This is a genomic window from Arthrobacter sp. BG5 (assembly GCF_056680155.1).
Genome location: NZ_CM155268.1, coordinates 2,741,651 through 2,762,659, shown reverse-complemented (window position 1 = coordinate 2,762,659; position 21,009 = coordinate 2,741,651). Strand labels below are relative to the sequence as shown.

Annotated in this window: 26 protein-coding genes; 6 read left to right on the top strand and 20 right to left on the bottom strand. The window is 68.4% G+C overall.

What is annotated here, in order from left to right; all coding sequences use genetic code 11:
* Nucleotides 1–2: 2 nt before the first annotated feature.
* A complete protein-coding gene (locus tag AC1MBE_RS12810) occupies nt 3–290 on the bottom strand; it encodes a flagellar FlbD family protein (protein ID WP_479778783.1) in 288 nt (95 codons plus the stop codon).
* A gap of 185 nt (nt 291–475) precedes the next feature.
* Between AC1MBE_RS12810 and AC1MBE_RS12805 the strand changes: the two genes are divergently transcribed.
* A complete protein-coding gene (locus tag AC1MBE_RS12805) occupies nt 476–1,441 on the top strand; it encodes a DUF559 domain-containing protein (RefSeq protein ID WP_479778781.1) in 966 nt (321 codons plus the stop codon).
* 159 nt (nt 1,442–1,600) lie between these two features.
* Here AC1MBE_RS12805 and AC1MBE_RS12800 read toward each other — a convergent pair whose 3' ends face one another.
* The 16 genes from AC1MBE_RS12800 to AC1MBE_RS12725 all read right to left on the bottom strand — a co-directional run bounded on the left by AC1MBE_RS12800 (nt 1,601) and on the right by AC1MBE_RS12725 (nt 15,240).
* Nucleotides 1,601–2,776 carry a flagellar hook protein FlgE gene (locus AC1MBE_RS12800; RefSeq protein WP_479778779.1) on the bottom strand — a complete coding sequence of 392 codons (1,176 nt, stop codon included), beginning with the start codon at nt 2,774–2,776 and terminating at the stop codon, nt 1,601–1,603.
* A gap of 30 nt (nt 2,777–2,806) precedes the next feature.
* Nucleotides 2,807–3,241, bottom strand: coding sequence for a flagellar hook assembly protein FlgD (locus tag AC1MBE_RS12795; protein ID WP_346960073.1), 435 nt, complete (start codon nt 3,239–3,241; stop codon nt 2,807–2,809).
* Between the two features lie 18 nt (nt 3,242–3,259).
* A complete protein-coding gene (locus tag AC1MBE_RS12790; RefSeq protein WP_479778777.1) occupies nt 3,260–3,991 on the bottom strand; it encodes a flagellar hook-length control protein FliK in 732 nt (243 codons plus the stop codon).
* A 992-nt stretch (nt 3,992–4,983) separates the two neighbouring features.
* Nucleotides 4,984–5,697 carry a C40 family peptidase gene (locus AC1MBE_RS12785; RefSeq protein WP_479778775.1) on the bottom strand — a complete coding sequence of 238 codons (714 nt, stop codon included), beginning with the start codon at nt 5,695–5,697 and terminating at the stop codon, nt 4,984–4,986.
* Nucleotides 5,694–6,128: a flagellar FliJ family protein gene (locus AC1MBE_RS12780; RefSeq protein ID WP_479778773.1), complete on the bottom strand. Its 435-nt coding sequence runs from the start codon at nt 6,126–6,128 to the stop codon at nt 5,694–5,696. Before AC1MBE_RS12780 ends, AC1MBE_RS12785 begins: the two co-directional genes overlap by 4 nt.
* On the bottom strand, nt 6,125–7,453 hold the full coding sequence (locus tag AC1MBE_RS12775) for a FliI/YscN family ATPase (protein ID WP_479778771.1): 1,329 nt from the start codon (nt 7,451–7,453) through the stop codon (nt 6,125–6,127). Before AC1MBE_RS12775 ends, AC1MBE_RS12780 begins: the two co-directional genes overlap by 4 nt.
* A complete protein-coding gene (locus tag AC1MBE_RS12770) occupies nt 7,450–8,124 on the bottom strand; it encodes a FliH/SctL family protein (RefSeq protein ID WP_479778769.1) in 675 nt (224 codons plus the stop codon). Before AC1MBE_RS12770 ends, AC1MBE_RS12775 begins: the two co-directional genes overlap by 4 nt.
* On the bottom strand, nt 8,114–9,130 hold the full coding sequence (gene fliG, locus AC1MBE_RS12765; protein ID WP_479778767.1) for a flagellar motor switch protein FliG: 1,017 nt from the start codon (nt 9,128–9,130) through the stop codon (nt 8,114–8,116). Before fliG ends, AC1MBE_RS12770 begins: the two co-directional genes overlap by 11 nt.
* Nucleotides 9,127–10,737 carry a flagellar basal-body MS-ring/collar protein FliF gene (fliF, locus tag AC1MBE_RS12760; RefSeq protein WP_479778765.1) on the bottom strand — a complete coding sequence of 537 codons (1,611 nt, stop codon included), beginning with the start codon at nt 10,735–10,737 and terminating at the stop codon, nt 9,127–9,129. The genes fliG and fliF overlap by 4 nt, the downstream gene beginning before the upstream one ends.
* Nucleotides 10,737–11,042, bottom strand: a complete 306-nt coding sequence (fliE, locus tag AC1MBE_RS12755) for a flagellar hook-basal body complex protein FliE (RefSeq protein WP_479778763.1) — start codon at nt 11,040–11,042, stop codon at nt 10,737–10,739. The genes fliF and fliE overlap by 1 nt, the downstream gene beginning before the upstream one ends.
* Nucleotides 11,042–11,434, bottom strand: a complete 393-nt coding sequence (locus AC1MBE_RS12750) for a flagellar basal body rod protein FlgC (RefSeq protein WP_479778761.1) — start codon at nt 11,432–11,434, stop codon at nt 11,042–11,044. The genes fliE and AC1MBE_RS12750 overlap by 1 nt, the downstream gene beginning before the upstream one ends.
* The gene (locus AC1MBE_RS12745; protein ID WP_346960063.1) at nt 11,434–11,775 is read right to left on the bottom strand and encodes a flagellar basal body rod protein FlgB; all 342 of its coding nucleotides are present in this window, start codon (nt 11,773–11,775) and stop codon (nt 11,434–11,436) included. The genes AC1MBE_RS12750 and AC1MBE_RS12745 overlap by 1 nt, the downstream gene beginning before the upstream one ends.
* 156 nt (nt 11,776–11,931) lie before the next feature.
* Nucleotides 11,932–12,318 (bottom strand): hypothetical protein, encoded by a 387-nt coding sequence (locus tag AC1MBE_RS12740; RefSeq protein WP_346960062.1) that lies wholly within the window; start codon nt 12,316–12,318, stop codon nt 11,932–11,934.
* Nucleotides 12,311–12,847 carry a flagellar export chaperone FliS gene (fliS, locus tag AC1MBE_RS12735; protein WP_479778759.1) on the bottom strand — a complete coding sequence of 179 codons (537 nt, stop codon included), beginning with the start codon at nt 12,845–12,847 and terminating at the stop codon, nt 12,311–12,313. Before fliS ends, AC1MBE_RS12740 begins: the two co-directional genes overlap by 8 nt.
* On the bottom strand, nt 12,847–14,175 hold the full coding sequence (fliD, locus tag AC1MBE_RS12730; protein WP_479778757.1) for a flagellar filament capping protein FliD: 1,329 nt from the start codon (nt 14,173–14,175) through the stop codon (nt 12,847–12,849). Before fliD ends, fliS begins: the two co-directional genes overlap by 1 nt.
* A 189-nt stretch (nt 14,176–14,364) precedes the next feature.
* Nucleotides 14,365–15,240, bottom strand: coding sequence for a flagellin N-terminal helical domain-containing protein (locus AC1MBE_RS12725; protein ID WP_479778755.1), 876 nt, complete (start codon nt 15,238–15,240; stop codon nt 14,365–14,367).
* 294 nt (nt 15,241–15,534) lie between these two features.
* Between AC1MBE_RS12725 and AC1MBE_RS12720 the strand changes: the two genes are divergently transcribed.
* From AC1MBE_RS12720 to fliW, 4 genes are read left to right on the top strand one after another with little or no spacing between them, the layout of a single operon-like run.
* On the top strand, nt 15,535–16,020 hold the full coding sequence (locus tag AC1MBE_RS12720; RefSeq protein WP_346960058.1) for a flagellar protein FlgN: 486 nt from the start codon (nt 15,535–15,537) through the stop codon (nt 16,018–16,020).
* A 10-nt stretch (nt 16,021–16,030) separates the two neighbouring features.
* Entirely contained in the window at nt 16,031–17,443 is a 1,413-nt protein-coding gene (flgK, locus tag AC1MBE_RS12715; RefSeq protein ID WP_479778753.1) for a flagellar hook-associated protein FlgK, read from the top strand.
* Nucleotides 17,444–17,447: 4 nt separating this feature from the next.
* Nucleotides 17,448–18,371 carry a flagellar hook-associated protein FlgL gene (gene flgL, locus AC1MBE_RS12710; RefSeq protein ID WP_479778751.1) on the top strand — a complete coding sequence of 308 codons (924 nt, stop codon included), beginning with the start codon at nt 17,448–17,450 and terminating at the stop codon, nt 18,369–18,371.
* Nucleotides 18,368–18,757 (top strand): flagellar assembly protein FliW, encoded by a 390-nt coding sequence (gene fliW / locus AC1MBE_RS12705; protein ID WP_479778749.1) that lies wholly within the window; start codon nt 18,368–18,370, stop codon nt 18,755–18,757. Before flgL ends, fliW begins: the two co-directional genes overlap by 4 nt.
* A gap of 58 nt (nt 18,758–18,815) precedes the next feature.
* On the opposite strand, the gene AC1MBE_RS12700 is transcribed toward fliW, so the two are convergent.
* Nucleotides 18,816–19,376 carry an AMIN-like domain-containing (lipo)protein gene (locus tag AC1MBE_RS12700; RefSeq protein WP_479778747.1) on the bottom strand — a complete coding sequence of 187 codons (561 nt, stop codon included), beginning with the start codon at nt 19,374–19,376 and terminating at the stop codon, nt 18,816–18,818.
* Between the two features lie 218 nt (nt 19,377–19,594).
* On the bottom strand, nt 19,595–19,897 hold the full coding sequence (locus tag AC1MBE_RS12695; protein ID WP_056424304.1) for a DUF4193 domain-containing protein: 303 nt from the start codon (nt 19,895–19,897) through the stop codon (nt 19,595–19,597).
* Nucleotides 19,898–20,038: 141 nt separating this feature from the next.
* On the opposite strand from AC1MBE_RS12695, the gene AC1MBE_RS12690 reads away from it, so the two are divergent.
* Entirely contained in the window at nt 20,039–20,386 is a 348-nt protein-coding gene (locus tag AC1MBE_RS12690) for a hypothetical protein (protein ID WP_479782599.1), read from the top strand.
* A gap of 37 nt (nt 20,387–20,423) precedes the next feature.
* Here AC1MBE_RS12690 and AC1MBE_RS12685 read toward each other — a convergent pair whose 3' ends face one another.
* On the bottom strand, nt 20,424–20,945 hold the full coding sequence (locus AC1MBE_RS12685; protein ID WP_479778745.1) for a GyrI-like domain-containing protein: 522 nt from the start codon (nt 20,943–20,945) through the stop codon (nt 20,424–20,426).
* Nucleotides 20,946–21,009: the final 64 nt, after the last annotated feature.

The window sequence follows — 21,009 nt, the reverse complement described above, 5'->3', positions numbered from 1 at the left end:
GGTTACTTCCTTGGTGGTTCAGGTGCAGTGGTGCCGGCGTCGTCGTCCGATTCGGCCGGGGGGACCAGGCTCAGCGGGAAGCCGGTGACCACGGGAAAGTCCCGGGCCTTGCTCAGCACGTAGGCACGGTAGTCGGCAATCAGTTCCACCACCTCGGCGAGGCTTTCGAGCACCACGTAGGCGGCGCCGTCGAGCGTGACCAGGTGGGTGTCCGGGCTCTCGTGGATCCGTTCGATCAGGTCCGGATTGACCGCGAAGCGCGTTCCGTTGAGGCGTGTAACAACGATCATGGGCCGATTCTGCTCTGGGGACTGCCTGGCGGTGCGGCCAAGCGGCGGGAAGGGTGTTCTCCCCTTACTGTCGGCCGCAAGCGCGCTTTCGTTAGGAATCGGCCCGCGCTCCCCCGGTTGCTCTCTCACTTATGGCTGCTCAGATCCGGGTTTAGCCGCCATAAGTGCGACAGCAACCCGGGGGTGTGGATAACCTGAGCGGCGTCGGTGCTGTTACGGCCACAATGGTCCGCATGCGAGCGCCCGCCCCTTTGCCCGTCCACCTGTCGGCTGCCCCGTTCACGGTGTACGAGGCGCGGGCGGGCTGCCTCGGCAGGGCACGGCTGCGCGCCTTGGACCTGACTTCGGCCGGCCGCCTGCTCTACCTGCCCGGGGGCTGGGATTTTGAGCTGCGGGGCTTGGCGCGGGCGCTTTCAGCTGCGACGCCGGGCGGCTGGATCTCTCACCTGAGCGCCGCGGTCATCCACGGCCTGTGGCTTCCGTCGTGGTTTCGCGGATGCCGGGAATTGCACCTCAGCAAACCCCGCTCTCTGCCCGCGGTCCGGCGCGAGGGGGTGGTGGGGCATAGAGTGCTGGTGTTCCCGGGGGAGGTCATGGCGCTGGACGGCATGGCCATCTCGACGCCGGCACGGACTTGGCTTGACCTGGCCCGCCGGCTGCCCCTGGAGGATCTCGTGGCGATCGGCGACCAGTTGGTGCGCCAGCCGCGGAGGGGTTTGGAGATGCGAACCACGGCATGGGCCACGCCGGACCAGCTTCGGGCCAGGCTGCGGCGCCACCCGAAGATCCAGGGGATAGTGAAGGCTCGGCATGCGATGGAGCTGATCCGCAGCGGGGCTGATTCCGCGCCGGAGACGTTCCTTCGGCTGGCCCTGACGGCCGCCGGGCTTCCCGAGCCGGAGCTGCAGCTCAAGCTAGTGCCTGATGACCCGTACTCGCCGCCGACGGTCCTTGGTTACCGCAAACAGCGCATTGCCATCCAGTACGACGGCGCCCATCACCGCACGCCCGCACAGCAGTCCCGGGACAATCACCGGGACGAGGTGTTCACCAGTGCGGGCTGGCAGTACTTCAAGTTCAACGCCGACGATCTGGCCAACGGTTTCCGGACGGCGGTACGCAAGGTCGGCCTCGCCCTGCGCACCGTTTGAGCCAGCCGGTTCTTCCGCCCGCTTCTTCCGGCCGTCTCCCCGCCCGGCGATGCTCTCTCACTTATGGCGGCTATGACCTGCCCTTGCCAGCCATAAGTGAGAGAGCAACCCAGGGGTTGTCCGGCTCAGGCATACCCTGCGCGGGCGGGGTTTCGGCGGTTAACGCTTGAGGTTGCCGAGCTCCTGCAGGACCTCGTCGGAGGTGGTAATGATGCGGGCGTTGGCCTGGAAGCCGCGCTGGGCGACGATCAGGTTGGTGAATTCCTGGGACAGGTCCACGTTGGACATCTCCAGCGAGCCGCCGGCCAGGGTGCCGATGCCCGGGTCGCCCGCCGCGCCCAGCTGGACGTTGCCGGAGTTGCCGGTGGCGACGTAGGAGGAGCCGCCGGCCTTCTCCAGTCCGGCCGGGTTGGTGAACTTGGCCAGCGCGATCTTGGCCAGCACCTGCTTGACGCCGTTGCTGAAGGATCCGATCAGGGACCCGTCGTTGCCAAGGGTGAAGGACTCGAGCTTGCCGACGGCGGACCCGTTCTGGCCGCTGACGGTGAGGGAGCTCATGCCGGCGAAGCCAGAGACCTTGGAAAGGTCGACGTCGATGCCGTTGATCGAAAGCGCGGGGCTGGCAACTAGGGTCCCGCCCGGGCCGGGGGTGAGCTTGGTGACCGGGGACGTGGTTGCCCCGTCCTTGGCGGTGACATCCCAATCAGCGCCGTTCCTGGCGAAGCTCAGCGAGATATCGCGGGGTGCACCCAGGCCGTCGTAAACCTTGACGATGCGGTCAAAGGTGGCGTTGGCAGCCGCGTCAGCGGGCAGGTTTCCATCCAGCGTGACCTTGGAGGTAGCGGTCGCGATCATGGTGTTGGGGTTGAGCGTGATGTCGCCGATCGCCCTGCCTTGGTCGACCGTGCCGCTGGCGTCTGCGGTCCAGCCCTGCAGGATGCCGCCGTCGGGGCTGACAAGCTGGCTAGCGGCGTCGAACGTCATGGATCCCGCGCGGGTGAACAACTGCTGGCCGCCCTTGCTGGTGACAAAGAAGCCCTCGCCGGAGATCATCATGTCGGTGGCGCGGCCGGTGCTCTGCGAGGAGCCCTGGGCGAAGTTGGTGCTGACGCCGGCAACGCGGACGCCCAGGCCGATCTGCGCCGGGTTGCTGCCACCGGACTCCCCCTGCGGCGCGGAGGCGCCCTGGGTCATCTGCGACAGGGTGTCCTGGAACTGCGTGGAAGACGCCTTGAAGCCGGCCGTATTGACGTTGGCGATGTTGTTGCCGGTGACATCCAGCATGGTCTGGTGGGCACGGAGGCCGGAGATTCCGGAGTACAGCGAGCGGAGCATGGGAACTGCCTTTCTACGGGAGGTAAACGGCTAGGAAGCGGCCGGTGCGGTGAGGCCGCTGATGGAGTCGAGAGGGATGGAAAGGTCGCCGACCTTGACGGTTGGCACCGTGCCGGCGAAGGACACCGAGCTGGCGAGTCCGGTGCCGGTGGTGCCGTCGGCGAGGGTGTAGTCGACGGAGTGGCCGATCAGCTGGGCTGCGGCCGAGCGCATCTGGAGGGAGAAACCCTCCTTGCTGTTGGTGGTCAGTTCGGTCATTTTTTCCATCATGGAAAGCTGGATGGTCTGCGCCATCATCTGGTTGGTGTCCATGGGGGCGCTGGGGTTCTGGTTCTTGAGCTGGGCCACGAGGAGGGTCATGAACACGTTGGCGTCCATGGTCTGCACGGGTGCCCGGACGGCAGCAGCCTCCGGGGTCGTCCCCGCGGCCGTGATCGGCTGGGGGGCGATGGGCTGGATGGTCATGGGTCGGGTTCCTTCGTGTCAGACGAGAATGTCGAGGGTGGTTTGGGGGCCGTTCAGGATCCGGGCGGTGCGCAGCGAGGCTTCGTCCGCCAGGGCGTCCCAGCGGTGTCCCGGCCGGGATTCGCCGGGCCCGTTCCGGCCGCCGGCGCCCGGGCCGCCGCTGCCGGCGTGGGAGGCTTCGCGTCCGCTGGCTCCCTGACCTGCGGCCTGCCCTGCGTCCCGGCCCCCGCCGGCGGGCCCGCTATGGTCCGAGACATCGAGGCTGGCGCCGAAGCCGGCGCCGGCAAGTTCCTTGCGCAGTTCGGGGAGGATCCCACGCAGGGCCTCCCGGCCGGTGTCCCCGGGGGCGAACAGTTCGATCCGCACGCCGGCGCCGTCGATGTGGGCGCGCACGGTCAGCGGCCCCAGGTCCTCCGGGCTGACCTTCAGGGTCATGATGTGCTGGCCGTGCGGCGCCCCGGCGAGGGTAAAGAGCGGTTTGGCCAGTTGCGGCTGGAGAGCGGGCTGCTGGGCCGGCGGAGCCGGAGCCTGGGCCGCCGGTGCTCCCGTGCCGGCTGCCTGGCCTGGCGCGGGCGGGGCCACAGCTACCGCGCCGGCGGCGCCGGCCGCCGCCAGGTTGTCCGTTGCGGCAGCAGTCGCGGGCGTGCCGTCCGCGGGGGCGGCGGCAGTGGCGCCGGGTACGCCTCCTGCTCGGACGACGACGCCGGCCGCCACTACGCCGGTGGGCGTACCGGTCGCCGTGCCGGTCATGTTGAAAATTCCGGGCATGCCGGCCGGGGGCACCGAGGGAGTCTCAACCGGGCCAGCCTTTCCACCTGCGGTTGTTTGGGCCGGTTCAGCAGCGGACGCCGCGGCCTGAACTGCGGTCGGCACCGGAACGGCTTCCGCCGTCGCTGCACGCGGCACCGGCGCGGCTGCCGCCGTCGTCACCGGAGTGGAGGCAGGCTGCACGGAAGGGGCGGCGCTGGTGGCCACTGCGCCGCCCGGCAGTGCACCCATTGGACGCCCGGTGGCAGCGACCGGCTCCGGGCGGAGGACGTCCGGTGACTGCGCGAGGGAGAGGCCGGGACCCCCTGCCGGTGCTACCGGGCCGGTCCCCGTTTCCGCTTTCACGACGTCCGCTATAGCCGCGGCGGGGGAATGATTCACGGCCGCGCCTCCCAGGGCGCCGGGATTAAGCCAGCCCAGGGCAGCAACGGCGTTGGCGATGGAATCGGAACCCGACGCCAGCGGGTCTGCCGTCGGCGCGTCGGTCGGTGCCGTCGCAGGGCCCAAACCCTGGTTCGCGGCCGTCGTCGCTGCCGCCGCGCCGCGTGCGGAGGCCGATGCGGAGTTTGCGGGGGCGACGGGAACGGAAGGCGCAAAAACTGAGGGAGCGTTGGGGGTCGTGGCAGTCAAACCTGAGGGAGCGTTGGGGGTCGTGCCAGCCAGACCTGCGGGAGCGTTGGGGGTCGTGGCAGTCAGACCTGAAGGAGCGTTGGGGGTCGTGGCAGTCAGACCTGAAGGAGCGTTGGGTATGGCAGGCAAACCTGAGGGAGCGTTGGGTACGGAAGGCGCCAAACCTGAGGGAGCGTTGGGGGTGGGGGTCGCTCCGCTGCCGACAACGTCGCTCAGGACGGATCCGAAGGCCTCGGCGTCGGACGTTCCGCCCTCGGCGCGGCTGCGGTTGCCCTGCCCGGCGCCGCGCGCGTGCACCGGCGCCGCGGCAAGCGCGGACGCCAGGTCCATCGAAGCGGCGCCCTTCACGAGGCACCTCCGGCCGGGACGATCCGGCGGATCGAGGTCAGGTTGGACTGCTGTTCCCAGGCGTCGCGGATCTGGATGGTTTTGCCCGGCACCGGAGCGTCGATGGCCTTGCCGTTGCCCAGGTAGATGGAGATGTGGTTCCCGCCGAAACTCACCAGCAGGTCGCCGGGCTTGGCCTCGGCGAGGGAGGCCACCGGGGTGCCCTGCTTCATCTGGTCGCTGACGACGCGGGGAATTTCGACGCCGAGATCCTTGAAGACCCGCTGGGTGAAGCCGGAGCAGTCCATCCCGGTGGCCGGGTTGGTACCGCCCCAGACGTAGGGCACGCCAATGTACTTCTTGGCCATGGCCACCACGTCCGTGCCGGTCGCGGTCCCGGCCCCAACCCGAGCCGGGGTGGTGACGGCGGCCGGCGCGGTGAGCCCGGTCAACGCCCCGAGTCCCGATGCGCCGCCCAGCCCCAGACCGCCCAGCCCCAGGCCGCCGGACAGCCCGGTGGCGTCCGTGCTGGCGGTTGTGGCGCTGCCACCCAGGGCCGCGGTGAGCGCGTCGGTGAAGGAACCGGCATCGCCGGTGCCGGTCCCGGTGGCGAGGGACGCCGCGGCGGCGGACTTCAGCGCCGCCGTGCTTTCGGTCTGCGCGGGGCGGGTCAGTTCAGCGATCATCGACTGGATGCCCTGCATGCGCCCCAGCGCCTCGGTCAGGCTCATGAGCGCACCTGCTGCTCGTCCCGGTGCCAGATCGTCGAGGAGATCTCGTCCAGGGTGGACTGTTCGGCGCGCAGTTCCGCGGTGCTGACCTCGGCGTGGTGGCGGGCCTGCAGCTTTTCGAGGCCTACAGAGCGGGTCCGGGCGGCGATGAATTCCTCGCGTGCGGCGGTCTCGTCGGTCTCGGCGATGCGGGCGAGGTTCTGCAGGTCCGCGAGCATGCTGTGCGAGGCGGAGCGGGACGCGGCGACGGCGCGCAGCGAGGCGGAGCTGTCAATGCCCTCGTCGGTAGCGGACAGCTGCCGGCGCGCCGAGGCTTCCCGGGCGCGGACGGAGCTGGACCGGGAGCGGGCGCGGGCCAGCCCGGAGGCCGCCTGGTCCTGCTGGATCTGGCGGAGGCGCAGCAGCCCCGCGAGCGAGAATTGACGGTTCATGCCGCGGCTCCCAGGATCGAAGTGAGGTGGCCCAGCTGGCGCCAGGACTCGGGGTGGGGGGTGGACTCGTCCATCGGCTGCTGCAGGAATCCGCTGACGGACTCCTCATGCGCCAGGGCGGCGTCCACCAGCGGGTTGGTCCCGGTCTGGTAGGCGCCGACGTCGATCAGATCCTGGGCCGACTTGCGGGCCGCGAGGACGCGGCGCAGCGCGGAGGCCGCGTCCAGGTGGGGACGGGCGTTGACCTTGGAGGCGACGCGCGAGACCGAACCCAGCACGTCAACCGAGGGAAAATGTCCCGTCACGGCGAGCTTGCGGTCCAGCACCACGTGGCCGTCCAGGATGGAGCGGGCGGCATCGGCGATCGGTTCGTTGTGGTCGTCACCGTCCACCAGCACCGTGTAAATGCCGGTCACGGAGCCGGTCTCGGCCGTGCCGGCGCGTTCCAGCAGCCGCGCCAGGATGGAAAAGGTCGACGGCGGGTAGCCCCGGGTGGCGGGCGGTTCGCCGGCGGAGAGGCCGATCTCGCGCTGGGCCATGGCCACCCGGGTGAGCGAATCCATCATCAGGACCACGTCCTGGCCCTGGTCGCGGAAGGATTCGGCGACCCGGGTGGCGGTGAAGGCCGCGCGCATGCGCATCAGCGCCGGTTCGTCGGAGGTGGCGACGACGACGACGGAGCGGGCCAGCCCGGCCGGGCCGAGGTCGTCTTCAAGGAATTCGCGGACTTCACGGCCACGCTCCCCCACGAGGGCGATCACCGACACTTCGGCGTCGGTGCCGCGGGCGATCATGGACAGCAGGGAGGATTTGCCGACGCCGGAGCCTGCGAAGAGGCCCATGCGCTGGCCCTTGCCCAGGGTGGTCATGGTGTCCAGCACCCGGACGCCGGTCTGCAGCGCGGTGTTGATCCGGGCGCGTTTCATGGCGTTCGGCGCTTCGTTGTCGATCGGCACGCGGGGGCCGCTGAGCAGCGGGCCCTTGCCGTCTATCGGGCGGCCGAGGCCGTCGATGACGCGGCCGAAGAGGCCTGCGCCGGTGGGGACCAGCACGGTGCCGCCCTTGGCCCGGACCGGGTCACCGGCGGCGACGCCGGCGAGGCGTCCCAGCGGCATGCAGCGCACGGCGCCGTCGAGCGCGGCCACCACCTCGGCGTCGAGCCCGGGGTTCTCCCCCACGGTGACCAGGTCGCCGAGGGCGCAGTCCAGGCCGGAGACTTCAAGGCCCAGGCCCATCACGGAGGTGACGGTGCCGACGCGCTGCGGCGCGGCCGCGGCGAGCGCTGCGGCGAAGTCGTCGCCCTTGGGGCGCCACTGGGCGATCATGCCTGGCCGCCGGGAGAGCTGTCAGCGGCGGGCCAGTGCTGGTCCCCCAGCAGGGCCGCCTTGGCCCGGGCCAGGGCGCTGCCGAGGCTGGCATCCAGCCAGCCCTGCTGGTACTCCACCTTCGCGTCGCCGCGCTGCAGCGACGCGTCGGCGAGCAGCGGGAGCCCGGCCGGCAGGTCCTGGCCTTCCTTGGCGAGGACCTCGATGTCGGCGGGGTGCAGCCGGATAGCCAGCACGGTGGCGGCGTCGTTTCCGGACAGGGCGCGGTTGAGGGCGGCGCGGGCGGTCCGGGTCCCCTCGGCCAGCTCATAACCAAGGATCGCCTCGGCAAGCTCCAGCGCGGTGCGGGCCAGGACTTCCTCGGCGTCGTGCAGCGCCTGGACGTTGCGGTGCGCGAAGTCGGCGCGGGCCACCGCGAGCGCGCGGACGGCGCGGTCCAGGTCCTGTTGCCCGGCGGCCAGCGAGGCCGCCTGCTCGGCGGCCATCCGGTCCCGCCAGCGGCGCTGTTCCTTGGCGGCGGCGCGGACTCCCGCGGCGTAGCCGGCGGCGTGGCCCTCGGTGTAGCCGGCCTGTTCGTTGGCCGGTCCGCTGGAACGCAGCGAGGGGAAGATGATGCGGGCCGGGGCGCTCTCGGCGGCAGCTCCGCCGGTGCGGACCCCGTCAGTAAACATAGTCTTCTTCGTCCCCGCGCTGGATGGTGATCTGGCCTTCGGCTTCGAGTTCGCGGATGGAGCGGACGACGGCGGCCCGCGCCTCTTCGATCTGCGAGGCGCGCAGCGGTCCCAGCGCCGCGATTTCCGATTCGAGGATTTCCAGGTTGCGTCCGGAGACGTTGGTGGTGATGGTTTCCAGGACCGGTTCCGAGGCGCCCTTCATGGCCACGGCGAGTACCGAGGCGTCCAGGCCGCGGAGCACCAGCTGCACGTCGCGGCGTTCCAGCTTGACGATGTCGTCGAACGTGACCATCTGGGCGCGGATTTCCACGGCCAGGTCCGGGTCCAGCAGGTCCAGGCCGTCCAGGACGGAACGTTCGGTGCCGGCGTCGGTCCGGTTGATGATTTCCAGCAGCGGCTGGATGCCGCCCACCACCTTGGAGGCCTGCTGCGAAACGGCAGCGCCGCCGCGCAGTTTCAGCGTGTCCGCGACGATGCCGATGGCTTCCGGCGCGCCGGATCCCATCGTGGCGATGCTGAGCGCGACGTCGGCCCGGAGCGTGCCGGGCAGCCCGGACATCACGGCGGAGGCCTTGCGCGGGCTCAGGTGGGCCAGGACCAGCGCGATGGTCTGCGGCAGTTCGCCGTCGATCAGCGCGAGGATCTGCACCGGTTCAATGTCTTCGAGGAATTCGAACGACTTGCCGGCCATGTTGACGGTCAGCCGGTTGATCAGGCCGGCGGCCTTCTCCGAGCCGAAGGAGGCCTCGAGCAGGCCCTCGGCGAGCTCGCGGCCGCCTCGCGCCTGCCGCGGGCTGCTCAGGGCGGCCTCGTGGAAGTCCTTCATGATCTGTTCGGCGACCTCGGGGTCGACCCTGCGGAGCCGGACGATCTCGGCGGCGATATCTTCCGCCTCGGCGTCGGTGAACTGTGCCATCACCTTGGCCGCGTTGGGCGGGCTCATCTGCATCAGGACGACGGCGGCGCGCTGGGTTCCGGTGAGGGTCAAATCGGCGAGTTTCATACCGGTTGCCTGTCATCCATCAGGCCGCGGAGGTAGTCGGCGGCCTTTTCCGGGTTGGCGGCGACCATGTTGTCGATCTCCTGCATGCGGCGTTCGGCTTCGAGGACTTCCATCGGCGGCGCCGGCAGCGGCTGCAGCGGCAGGGCCGTCAGCGGGATGGCCGACGTCGCGGGGGCCGGGTCGAAGGCGGTGACCGCGGGGATCGCGGGCAGCATGTCCAGCCGTTCGCCCAGGTCCACGGGTTCGCGCTTCTGCCGGCGGCGCAGGATCACGGTGATGACCAACGCCAGGATCAGGAGCCCCAGCAGGATGCTGCCGGCGGTGACCAGGGTGCTGAAGAAGGCCTGCTGCTTCTGCGCCTCGAGCTCGGCCTTGGCCGCTTCGAGGGAGGCGTTGGCCTGGTCCGCGGCAGCCGTGCTGAACGGGATGACTTCGACCGTGACGACGTCGCCGCGGGCCTTGTCCACGCCGGCGGCGGAGGTGACCAGTGCGGTCAGCGAGCCGAGGTTCAGCCCGCCCGCGGCGGTCTGGCTGACGGCCACCGAGATGGTCTGGCGCTTGACGGCGCCCGGCGGGATCACGCGGTCCTCGGTGACCTTGTTGACGGCATTGTTCTTGGTCGCGGTGGTGGAGTCGAAGCTGCCGTTGCCGCTGGTGTCGCCGGGCACGGCGATGTTGTCCGGGCCGAGGACGCCGGCGGCGCCTCCCCCGGTGCCGCTGTACTTTTCCGTTTTGGAGGATTCGCTCAGCGGCAGCGCGCCGGGCGTGTTGGAGAACGTCTCGCTCTTCTGCTGGGCGGACTCGCCGGTGATGTCCGCGGCCACCGCCACAGTGGAGTTTCCGGGTCCGACGACGCGGTCCAGGACGGCGCGAACGGCGTCGCCGGTGCGCTGCTGGTAGTCGGCGGCCTGCTTGGACGAGGACCCTGCGGCCCCGCCGCCCACCGTGGAGAGCACGTTGCCCTGCGAGTCAACCACAGAGACGTTGGCGGGCTTGAGGTTCTCGATCGCGGCGGAGGTGAGGTGCACGATGGCCTGGACCTTGTCGCCGGAGAGCGTGACGCCGGGGGCGGTCTCAACGAAGACGGAGGCGGTGGTGTCCGGAGTCTTGGAGACGAAGACGGTCTTTTCCGGGATCGCGAGCCGGACGGCGGCGGTCTTCACGCCGTCCATGGCGGAGATGGTGCTGGCCAGTTCGCCTTCGAGCGCCCGCTTGTAGGTGACGGACTGCTGGAACTCGGAGGATGTGACGCCCATTTTGTCCAGCAGCGAGTAGCCGGTGGCCGCGGCGGTCGGGAGGCCGGCGGCGGCGGCCTTGAGCCGCTCGTCGTAGACCTTGTCCTGCGGCACGAGGATGGTGGAACCGCCGTCGCTGAGCTCGTAGGGCACGTTGTCCTTGCGGAGCTGCTCCACGATGCCGTTCGCGTCGGTGTCCTTGAGGCCGGAAAACAGGGGCGCCAGGGTGGGGCGGGTGAGCCAGGCGGAGAGCGCCACGATGCCCACCACCAGGAGGGCGGCGCCGATCGCGGCGAGCGTGCGCTGGCCGGTGGTGAAGCCTTTGAGACCGGCGCCGAAGCGCTGGAAGAAGACGGTAATCTGCGGAGGCATCAGGCCTGCATCCTCATAATCTCGTTGAACGCGTCAACGCCCTTGTTCCGGACGGTGGCGACGAGTTCGAGCGTGATCTGCGCCCGGCTGGCCGCGATGGTGGCGTTGTGAATGTCGTCCAGGTTGCCGGTCACGGCAGAGACGGCGAGTTGCTTCGACGTCGACTGCAGCTGCTGCAGGTTGTCAACGGCGCCGGTGAGGGAAGAGGCGAACCCGGAGCCGTCGGTTGCGGGCACCGAGGCGGCGCCGGAGAGGTAGTCCGTGGGGAGGACACCCTGGACCGGGGCGATAGGGGAAACAGGCATCAGGATCTTCCAATCTCAAGGGCGGCGAGATATGTCTCGCGGGCGCGGTCCACGACCTGGGCGTTGGCCTGGTAGCCGCGTTGGGCGATGATCAGCGCGCCCATCTGCTCAGCCATGTCGATGTCCGGGTACTTCACGTTGCCGTTGGCGTCGGCGAGGGGGTGGTCCGGCTGGTAGACAATGCGGCCCGCGCCGTCGCCCAGCTGCGTGGCCTTGACGTAAACGCCGGTCCCCTCGGCGCCTTCGGCTGCTTCGACGTACTTGGCGCGGAACGCCGGGCCGGACGTAGCGGAGGCGTTGTTCATGTTGGCAAGGTTGTCCGAGACGGCGTCGAGCCACTTGCGGTGCACGGTCAGGGCGGATCCGGCGATGCCGATTGCGTCGAAAGTCATCAGTTGGTCCTCATCGCGGCGCGCACGGCGTTGAATTCCCCACCGACGGCGCGGGCGGCGAACTGGAAGCGCAGCACCGTGTCGATGTTGGAGAGGGTTTCCGTGTCCAGGTTGACGTTGTTGCCGTTGAGCTGGGTGGGCTCGAGCGAGGTCGCGGTTGTGGCCTCGGCATGGCCGTCACCTGACTGCACCGACGCGGCCAGGGCAGCCTCAAAGCTGACGCGCTTGGCGTGGTAGTTCGGGGTGTTGACGTTCGCGATGTTGTTCGCGATGGCGCGTTGGCGCAGGGCCAGCCCGTCCATGGCGCTGGCCAGGGCTGCGGAAGTCACGGATTCGAGCACAGAGTCCTGCCTGGGAAATTGTGGGGTGGCCGATCCGTGGCCGGTAAACGAGCGATCCGTGCTCTTACTGTGGTTATCGGCACTGATCAGTGCCGCGTTAGCCAAAAGTGTGAAACGTTTATTCGGGTTCTTTCAACCGGCCGGCCGGAGGCTGCGTTAGCCCTTGACGTCGAGGTAAATCGCACCGGACGGGTCGCCCACGCCGGGCACCGAGCTCACGGCCTGAAGTTGACGGACGACGTCGTGTTTGGCGGCTTCCAGCCGCCGGGCCACCCGCTCCTGCGCCGCGGAGAGCGCCATGGCCCGGCGTCGTGCCTCGGGCGGCAAGGGGGCGTTCAGGGAGGGCGGGGACCAGCGCTCCACCGGCAGCGCGGCCACCGGCTGGTCCCGCGCCGAAAGGGGACCCAAGGGGTCCCTGAGTGTCTTCTCCGCGGCAACGACAGCCATCTCCAGCACGTCCAGCACCAAGGACCATGCGGCGAGGGCGGGATCCCCCTCGAATGGCTCGGCTGTTTGGTCCCCCCAATGGGCCTGCTCAGCCAAAGCCAAGGCTCCCGCCGCCGGCACCGGGCTGTGTGTTCCAGGCTCCGGCGGCTGCGAAGGCGGACGACGCCGGCGCTGCCGCCGCAGCGTGCTGGCCGGCCGGCTGCGCTGCCGGGATGGCTGCCGCGGCCTCGTGCCAGGCCTGGCGCAGGGGTTCCAGCAGTTCGATCGCCTCGCGGGTCAGCGCCGCGTCCCGCTGGATGTTGGCATTAATGAGGGCAGTGAACGCGTAGTTGTAGAGCCCCAGCAGGCCGTCGGCCCCGTCCCAGGCGTCCGTTTTCAGCGAGGAAATCAGCTCGGCGATGATGGCCTGGCCGTGCAGCAGGTTTTCCGAGGCGACCGGCCAGTTGGCGGCCTGCTGCGCCGTCTCGGCGCGGCCGAGGTCCAACAGGAGGCGGTCGTAGAGCATGGTCAGCAGACGCGCCGGCGGTGCGGAGAGCACCGAGTCGGCGAGGTACTGGTTGCGCTGGGCGGCGCCGCTGAAGCCACTGCCATTGCCGTAGCCGCCGCCGAAGGGGGTGCTGGTCATTACTGGGCGCTCCCGCCGGAAAGGCCCGCGAGCTGCGAGGTGAGCCAGGACTGCTGCGCCTTCATGTTGCTCAGCGCCACCTCCAGGCCAGAGTAGGTGCTCTGCAGGGTGGCTTTGCGGGAGGCGAGCCGGAGGTCCCAGTCGCTGATCCGGTCAGCCAGGTCCCGGACTTCGGACTGCTGCCCGGTGATCTTGGTGGTCAGGGTGCCGGTGTACTTGTCCGACGCGTTGGTGGCCGCGGTCGCGATGCGCCCGGCAAGTTCCTGCACCTTGGCGGCGGTGCCGGCCGGGTCGGCGGCGAGCGCGGCACCGAACTTGGTGGCGTCGAACTCCATGGTGCCGGTCTTGGTGATGCTGATGCCGATTTCCGACGGCGACCGCGGCGGCGTGCCCACCGGCAGCGATGCGGCGGAGAGGATGCTCTGGTTCACGGAGCGCACCGTGCTGTCCCCCGCGAAGATTCCGGCGGAGACGTTGGTGCCGCTGGTGTTGGTGGTGGTGCTGACCGCGGTCTTGCTGGCCACCAGCGAGAAGATGCCGTTCACGCCGTCCACCAGGTCCGAGGCGAGTTTCGTGATGCCGGCGTCGTCGCGGGACACGGTCAGCGTGACCGGCGTCGTGGTGACGTCCTTGGCAGTGATGGAGACGCCGGGCAGCAGATTGGTGAAGGTGTTGGTGGAGGACGTCACGGTCTGCGCCGCGGTGGTCCCCGGCCAGAGCGAAATCTCCGCGTCCTGGGCGGCCTTGACGTTGGTGAACGTGGTGCCGGGGTCGGTGATGGTGAACGCGCCCGCGCTGCCGGGCTTGGTGGCGGTGAACTGGAGGCGGAAGTCTCCGCCGCCGACGTCGACCTTGCTGGCGGTGACGCCGGCGCCGGCGGCGTTGACCGCGGTGACGACGTCGTCCAGGTTGCTGGACGCCGGTGTGATCGTGAAGTCTTTGCCGCCGCTGTTGATGGTCATGGTGGTGTAGGGCCAGCCGGTGACGGCGTTCACCTTGGGGGTCACGGTGACCTGGGTCTGGGCCAGCTTGGTGACCTGGAAGTCGAGCGATCCGGCCTTGGCGGCCGCGGTGGTGGTGGCGGTGACCTTGTCGCTGCTGGTGGTCGCGGTGGTGAGGTCCAGGGCGCCGGGCTTGGCGGCAGCGGTGGCCTGGGTGGCGAGCGCAGCGACTTTGCTGTTGAGCCCCTGCAGGGCGGAGACCATGGACTGCAGGTCATAGGACTTGTTCTTGAGCAGGGTCTGCGGCAGGGCCTCGGACTGCATGAGGGAGCTGATGAGCGCGGTGGTGTCGAGCCCGCTGGCCAGTCCGTCGAGTGAGATTCCCATCGCTGCCTCTCTTAGCTATCAAGAACGTTCGTTGGTGGAGCTGTTTCTGATGTATCGGGTGTTGAACGTAAGGGCCGGACGATGGTTTTGCCATCGTCCGGCCCTTCCGCAGCTTGATGATCGGGGGTATCTCTTCGTCCGATCAGGGTGGCAGCCGCACTTCTGGACTACCGGACTGCCGGATCCGGCCTAGCGCAGGAGCGAAAGAACGCCCTGGCTGGACTGGTTTGCCTGGGCCAGCATTGCGGTGCCGGCCTGGGACAGGATGTTGGCCTTGGTGAACTTGACCATTTCCGAAGCCATGTCCACGTCGGCGATGCGGGACTGAGCGGCCTGCAGGTTTTCGCCGGCAACGTTCAGCGACTTGATGGTGTGCTCAAGGCGGTTCTGCGAAGCACCCAGCTCCGAACGCTGCTTCGAGATGTTCTCGATGGCGGTGTCAATAGCGGTGATGGTGGCAAGAGCCTCAGTGCTGGTCGAAACCTTGAAGTCGCCCGCGCCCGTGGTCTCGGACAGAGCACCAACAGCGGTAGTTACGTCACCCACCTTCACCGAGAGGGAGTCGACCCCAACAGTACCGCCTGTACCAACCTGGATTTCCAGGCTGCCCGGGGTCGTGGTAGCAGTAAGGCCCTTGCCGGCAGCACCCTTGAGCAGATCGATGCCGTTGAAGTTGGTAGCTTCGGTGAGTCGGTTCAGTTCCTTGCCGAGGGCGTCGCCTTCGTCCTTGATCGCCTGGCGGGCCTTGTCGTTGTTGGTATCGTTCGCACCCTGGACAGCGAGGTCACGCATACGCTGCAGGATGGAGTGAACCTCGGTCAGGGCGCCTTCAGTGGTCTGGATGACAGAGATGCCGTCCTGGGCGTTGCGGGCCGCCTGTGCCGAGCCGGTGACCTGTGCCTTCAGGCCCTCGGAGATGGACAGGCCTGCTGCGTCATCGCCGGCGCGGTTGATGCGCAGGCCGGTGGACAGCTTCTCCAGGGACTTGGAGAGGTCGGTCTGGGTGGAGTTGAGGTTGCGGTACGAGTTGTTCGCCGCGAGGTTGTTGTTAATAACGAAGCCCATGATGTTTCCTCCGTGAGTGGGACTGTAAGCGATGGCCCATCCGTGGGCCTTCAGGAGTAGTTATCGCCACTTGGGTGGCCCCGGTAAGCAAATTTCAAAAATTGTTTTTCGGATTGCGCGCCGCAAGTTTCCGCCTGTTATCAGGCGTATTCCTGCTAACGCCTGCGGAAATCCTGCCGATAGTTTGTACGAACCCTGCTGCAGGCTGCATCGTCCGCACGATGCAGATCCGCCCGCAGCAGCACCGCACCACTCGCCCGCACCATCACACTTATTAAGGGAGCCGTCCGGACCATGGCCATCCACGAACTTTCTGCCCTGCTGTGGCGGGAGCGTGAACTTCTGGACGTTCTGACTTTCAAGCTGGAGGAAGAGCAGCTTTTGCTCACCGCCGGCAAGTCCCGCTGGCTGCCGCACGGCACCCGCGAAGTAGAGCAGGTCTTGGGGCACCTGTCCCAGGCGAGCCTGGCCCGAACCATCGAGGCCGCCGTTGTTGCCGAGATGTGGGGCCTGCCCACCGACGCCACCCTGGGTGAATTGGCCGCGGCCGCGCCGGAAGGCGCCTGGGCCGAGGTTCTTAACGCCCACCTCGCTGCCCTGACCCGCCAGACCGCCTTGATCAAGGAGCTGCGCGATTCCAACGAGCAGTACCTGCGCACGGCCGTCCGCTCCACCCAAGAGTCCCTCGCCGACCTGCGTCCGGCAACCGCCGGTACTTACGACGCGCACGGCAAGACCGGGGAATCCGCCGGCTCCCGCATCTTCGACAAGCAATTCTAAGGAAGCGACCATGAGCACCTTTGGCGCCCTGAACACCGCCTACCGTGGACTTACCGCCGCCCAGCAGGGCATGAACGTGGCCGGGCAGAACATCGCCAACGCGGCCACCGAGGGCTACACCCGGCAGCGCGTGCAGCAGTCCGCGATCGCGGCACCGGCCCCGGGGATGTTCAGCAACGGCGTAGCCCAGACCGGCCAAGGTGTCTCGGTCGATGCCATTGCACGGCTGGGCAGCAGCGTCCTCGACGCTAGCGTCCGCTCCGCGAGCGCGCAGGCTGGCTACGCCGGGATTCGCTCCGCCGCTCTGCAAGGCATCGAAGGCATTTTGCAGGAACCCGGCGACAACGGCATCTCCGCAGCGCTTCAGGGCTTCTGGTCCGCCTGGCAGGGCGCCGCGAACCAGCCGGACGAAGAGGGACCCAAGGGTCTGTTGCTGAACGCGGCCACTTCGCTCACCGAGAAAATCTCCTCCGCCTACCAGGCGCTTCAAGGGCAATGGAGCAGCGTTCGCGCCCAGGCCGCCGACGCGGTTGACGCCGTCAATGCCGCCGCCAGCCAGGTGGCCGCCTACAACGCCACCATCCGCTCCACCCTCGCCGCCGGCGGGTCCGCCAACGAACTGATCGACGCCCGCGTCAAGCTCACCGAGACCATCTCCCGGCTTGCCGGCGGCACCGTCCGCGAACAGGCGGACGGCACCGTGGACGTCCACATCGGCGGCAACGCCCTGGTGATGGGGACCTCGGTCCGAGGGCTGGAACTCTCCGGCAGCCAGTCCGGGGATGCGCTCGGGTCGACCGTGCAGCTGCTCTGGAAGAACCCGGCAGGGGTGGCGTCCTCCGACGGCGGTGAAATCGCCGGAGCCCTCTCCGTGCTGGCACCGGCCTCCGGCGGCAGCGGCGGCGCCATCGCCGAGGCAGCTGAGTCCTACAACAAGCTCGCCAACTCCCTCGCCCAGACCGTCAACACCGTGCACCGCACCGGCGTAACGGGAACCGGCGCCACCGGCGTCGTCTTCTTCACTGTCAGCGCTACCGGGCCGGCAGCCCTCGGGCTCAAGGCCCCCGCGGACACCACCGGCATCGCACTCAAGGCCCCGAACAAGGGCGCGCTGGACACCAGCGTCGCAGACCTGATTTCCCAGCTCGGCACCGGCCCGGACTCACCGGACAAGCTCTGGTCCGGCATCGTCACCGGGATCGGCGTCGAGTCCCGCGGCGCGCAGCAGCGTGAAGCCCTCACGTCCGCCGCCCAGGCGTCCGCGGTGACCGGCCGCGCGTCACAGGCGTCGGTGAGCCTGGATGAAGAGAACGTCAACCTGCTCACCAACCAGCACGCGTACCAAGCGGCCGCCCGTGTGATGACCGCGGTCGACGAGGCCCTGGACGTCCTGATCAACCGCACCGGATTGGTAGGAAGGTAGAACCATGCTGAACCGGGTAACAAATCTGACCATGAGCGCGAACGCCCAGCGGACCCTGCAAACGCAGCAGGCCAAGCTGGCCGAACTGCAGGACAAGGCAACCTCGCTCAACAAGATCTCCCGGCCCTCGGACGATCCCGCCGCCACCGCCCAAGCCCTGGCCACCCGCTCGCTGCAGGCGGCCAACGCCCAGTACGGCCGGAACATCGACGACGGCAACTCCTGGCTCACCGCGGCCGATTCAGCGCTGGAGCAGGCCACCAACGTAATGCACCGGGTCAAGGACCTCACCGTCCTGGCCGGTAACGGCTCGCTAAACCAGTCCGGCAAGGACGCGATCGCCGCCGAGCTGGAATCCCTCAACCAGGACCTGGTCTCGATCGCTAACTCCCAGCACCTGGGCCGGAACATCTTCGCCGGCAGCTCGGACGACCCTGGCGCCTTCACCCCCGGCACCCCTCGCGATCCCAGCATCCCCAGCGACACCGGCACCCCGCCCACCTACAACGGCGCCGGCATCAACCCGGTGGAGCGGCGGATCAGCGCCACCCAAACCGTCCGGGTTGACGCCGACGGCGAGGCGATCTTCGGCAGCGGCGCCGGTTCGGTTTTCGACGTCGTGAGCAAGATTGCGGCGGGCCTGCGGACCGGTACGGACATTTCCCCACGGGTGGCCGACGTCGACACGGCCTTTAAGAACATCGTCAACGGCCGTGCTGAAATAGGAACACGGCAGGCACAGCTGGAACGTGCCGGCAACGTCAACACCGAATTGGAGGCTTCCTTGGACGCCCAGCGGACCGGGATTGAAAAAGCTGACCTTGGCAGCGTGATCATGGACCTGAAGCTTCAGGAAACCAACTACCAGGTGGCGCTGGCCGCCACGGCGCGGGTCCTGCAGCCAACGCTGATGGACTTCCTGCGATGAACTCCGTCCTCAACAGCACTCCGGTGACATTCACGGCCCCGATGCCCGGGCTGGAGAGCGTGCACGACTTCGCCCTGCGCAACATCGACAGCGCCCCCGGCCTGTTCGCCCTTGAGTCCGGTTCCGCTCCGGTCCGGCTGTTCCTGGCGGACGCCGCGGTCTTCGTTCCGGGCTACACGCCACCGCTGCCGGGCTCTGCGCTGGACGCCCTGGAACTCGGCGACGGGGAGACGCCGCAGGTGCTCGTGGTGATCAACCACTCCCCCGCTGCCACCACAGTGAACCTGATGGCACCGATCGTGCTCAACCCGGCCACCCGCCGCTGCACCCAGCTGGTGCTGGACGGCAAGGAGTACCCGCTGCGGGCGGAGCTTGGCGCAGCCTAGCGGGAACCGCCGTCGAGCGCTGCCAACGGCTCACCGGCGAAAGGTTACCGGGTCCGGTTCACCAGTAGTGCGCGACGTCGATGACCAGGCGTGAGCCCGAGTCCGGCCCGGCCAGCGTGAAGACCCGGAACGGCAGCCGCGCCCGGACGCCGAGCCCTAGGCTGGTGTAGCCCTCAAAGCTCCCGGCCCACGCCAGCTGCCGGAAGGTCTGGTACCCGCCCACGTTGCTCACGTCGGTCTTGTTGGCAGGGGTGTAGGTGGCCTTGCCGCCCTGGTCGTAGGCGGGCGCGTGGGCGGTGATCTGAAGGAAGGCCTGGCCCCGCAGCGCAATCGGCAGGCCGGACCCGTCCTGCACCACTTGGGGCACGTAGCGCACCGAGTAGCCGGCCGCCCGCCCGCTGAGGTCAATGACGAGCCGGTCGAAGCAGTAATGCTGCCCGGTCCGGACGTTGACCACCTTGGCCTGGCTCATCGAGGGGTCGGCTTTGGCCAGCGAGCCCCAGACAAGGCCGCAGTACGGTTCCGCCGCGGCCGGCCCGGCCGTCAGAAGTCCCAGCCCTGCCGCCGTCAGCACGGCCACCAGCCAAGCGGTGAACTTTCTTCCGTGGAGTTTGACCATCCGGACCGCCCCCTCAAATCATCCGGACATGCACCTCATCCGGATACCTCAAGAGTAGAACCGCCCGCCTGGGTTGACGAGAGGTCATTAGCCCCAACTGGCACCGGTCGGGTACGGCAAAGCGCCGGGCCCTGCGGGCGTCCGGCGCTTTGCTTGGAATGATGTGAAATTCTTGAAACGAGCCCGGCGATGCGGGCTGGCCGCCCTGGGCGAGGGTTTTAGCCTTCGCAGTCGCGGCAGTACTTCATGCCGTTCTTTTCCTTGGCGACCTGGGACCGGTGGCGGACCAGGAAGCAGGAGGAGCAGGTGAATTCATCTGACTGCTCGGGAACAACAATGACGGTCAGTTCTTCGCCGGAGAGGTCGGCGCCGGGAAGGTCGATGCCCTCGGCGGTGTCGTTCTCGTCGACGTCGATCACAGCAGTCTGGGCACCGCCGCCGCGGGATGCCTGAAGGGCCTCCAGCGATTCAGCGGGAGACTCTTCTTCTGTCTTGCGTGGGGCGTCGTAATCGGTAGCCATAACGGGGTTCACTTTCGTTGCTGCACAGCGCCATTTCAGGCACCTCAGTGAAGCAGTTTAGGGCATCATGCTGGTAGTTGGCGCATAGTGTGTTTAAAGCGACATTCCGCGTCACGAACCAGACGAACCACGGAGGCAATGATGGCTACGAAACTCAACAAAAAATCGCTCGCCCAGGCGCGTCGGCTGATCAAGGACGGCAAGGTCCAGCGCGACACCCGGGACGATTGGAGCGAGCACGCGCCGTCCGCCGAGCAGGAGAACAAGTTCATCGAAAAGAACGGATTCGCCGAGTTTTCCCAGTGGCATCTGGGCCTCGACCCGGACGCCTCCGAGGGCACCAAAGGCAGCGTGACCTTCCCCTTCGGCGACTTCAAGAAAGTCCACCGCTGCGCCATTGTTTCGCTGGAGAGCCGGGCTGCGCAGCATGGCCACGACGACATTGCCGCCGCGGCGAAGAAGCTGCTGGAGGAGATCGACGCCGATTAGCACCGGCGGCCGGCCGGAGGCCATCCGGTGCCAGGACTCAGGCCACCGGCCAGACGATGAGGGTTTTCCAGGCCGACGGGTCCGGTTCGGCGGCCGGATCGCTGAGGTAGTACTCCCACATGGCGTCGCCGGGGGTCAGACCGTCCGCCTGCATCCGCGCCATCACGGCGTTGTAGGTCTCAGGCAAGGTCTCGTAGGGGCCCACATGCATGGCCTGCAGGGCCCTGCCGGCTGGAAGCACGCCCGCCGTCACGCTCGGCGCGGCCCCGCGATCGGCCCCGCCGCCTCCCCCGCCTCCCCCGCCCGGGTACGGCGCGGCCAGCGGGAAGCCCGCCTCGACGTCGACGACGTCGGTGGGCATGCCGCGGTACAGCGCGAACGGGGGCCCCGCCAACTGGACGTTTTGCTGCTGAACGGCCTCCATGACGGTCCGGTAGGCGCGGTCGAAGAAGTCGCGCAAGGCATTCATGGGCACAGTCTCGCGCAGCACCGCGGTGGGCTGTTCCTGGAGGTCGGTGGACTTGATGTCCGGTGTCGTTTCGGGATTCGTTTCGCTCATAGGGCAAGCCTCCGCCGCCGGATTTGGCCGGTCAAGGGCCCAACGCCCCGCGTACCGCAGCCGC